Below are 1,339 nucleotides of genomic sequence, written 5' to 3'. Positions count from 1 at the left end.
TTTTGACTGAGTACGGTGTCTTCTTGGCGCAGACAATTACAGTTGTTGCTGCCATTTTAATAGTGATGGCTGCAGCAAGCAGTGCAGCTCTAAAAAACAAGAAGCCTGAAAGCAAGGAAATGCTGATTGAAAAATTGAATGAAAAGTACGAGGAAATCAAAGATACGCTTGAAGAGTCGATGCTGAGTAAAGAAGCATTAAAAGACAAGAAAAAGCAGCTCAAGAAGCAAGAAAAGGAAAGTAAGGGGAAGTCAGACACTGAAGATAAAAAGAAGGTGTTTGTTCTAAGCTTCGAGGGTGATATTAAAGCTAGCGCTGTTGAGGGCTTCAGAGAAGCCGTTTCTGCGGCACTGTTGGTTGCACGTCCGGGTACCGATGAAATCGTGGTCAAGCTTGAAAGTCCTGGCGGTATGGTTCATTCCTATGGTTTGGCCTCTGCACAGCTAGATCGAATTAAGCAGAAGGGTATCAAACTGACAGCTTGCGTAGACAAGGTCGCTGCGAGTGGTGGTTACATGATGGCGTGCGTTGCAGATCAGATTATTGCTTCACCTTTCGCTATAATGGGTTCGATTGGTGTGGTGGCTCAGGTGCCTAACTTCAACAAGGTACTGAAGAAAAATGATATCGACTATGAGATCCTGACTGCTGGCAAGTACAAAAGAACCTTAACAATGTTTGGTGAAAATACTGACGAAGGAAGAGAGAAGTTTAAGTCGGACTTGGAGGATACTCACCAGTTATTTAAGTCCTACGTTTCAGAACGTCGTCCATCGGTTGATATTGAATCAGTTGCCAATGGTGATATCTGGTTTGGTTCTAAAGCCAAGGAAGTATCTTTAGTTGATGACTTGAAAACATCAGATGAATATATTTTAGAAGCCTGTCAGGACTCAGAGGTCTATTCCTTGGAATTCAAAGCAAAGAAAAGTTTGATGGATAAACTAGGCATGTCGGTAAGCTCAGGTATTGAACAGTCTGTTACCAAACTGCTTTCCGAGCTGAATATCTCTCGTGGTATGAAGTAATTAATTAAGTCGTTGATGGGGCGGGGTTGCGACTCTGGCCCCATTTTTATTTTGTGAATGTTTAAACAGGGGCCGCAATTTACCTGTAATTTCAAAGTGCGCAAGTTTGGTGCTCATTGAAGCTCTGTGTATCCATTATTTAGCCAGCTTATGGCACCCACTCAATGAGGCGAACAAAAGCTTCAATTATTTATCGTGAAACAAAGAACTTTAGAGCTATTCAGATATTGCTAGGGCACTTTAAAATTGACAGCACTATAAGGTATCTTGGGGTTGAAGTAGATGATGCGCTTGATCTTGCCGAACGAATT

Annotated in this window: 1 protein-coding gene and 1 pseudogene; both read left to right on the top strand. The window is 42.1% G+C overall.

Annotated features, from left to right (window positions below; all coding sequences use genetic code 11):
* Window positions 1–2 precede the first annotated feature (2 nt).
* Window positions 3–1,028 carry a protease SohB gene (sohB, locus tag A3766_RS20420; protein WP_231882943.1) on the top strand — a complete coding sequence of 342 codons (1,026 nt, stop codon included), beginning with the start codon at window positions 3–5 and terminating at the stop codon, window positions 1,026–1,028.
* Window positions 1,029–1,177: 149 nt separating this feature from the next.
* A pseudogene (locus tag A3766_RS32135) lies at window positions 1,178–1,339 on the top strand (integrase); the annotation flags it as partial.

The sequence above is a fragment of the Oleiphilus sp. HI0132 genome (genome assembly GCF_001635845.1).
Note: the sequence above shows the minus strand (reverse complement) of the source record. Positions and strands in the feature narration are given on the sequence as shown.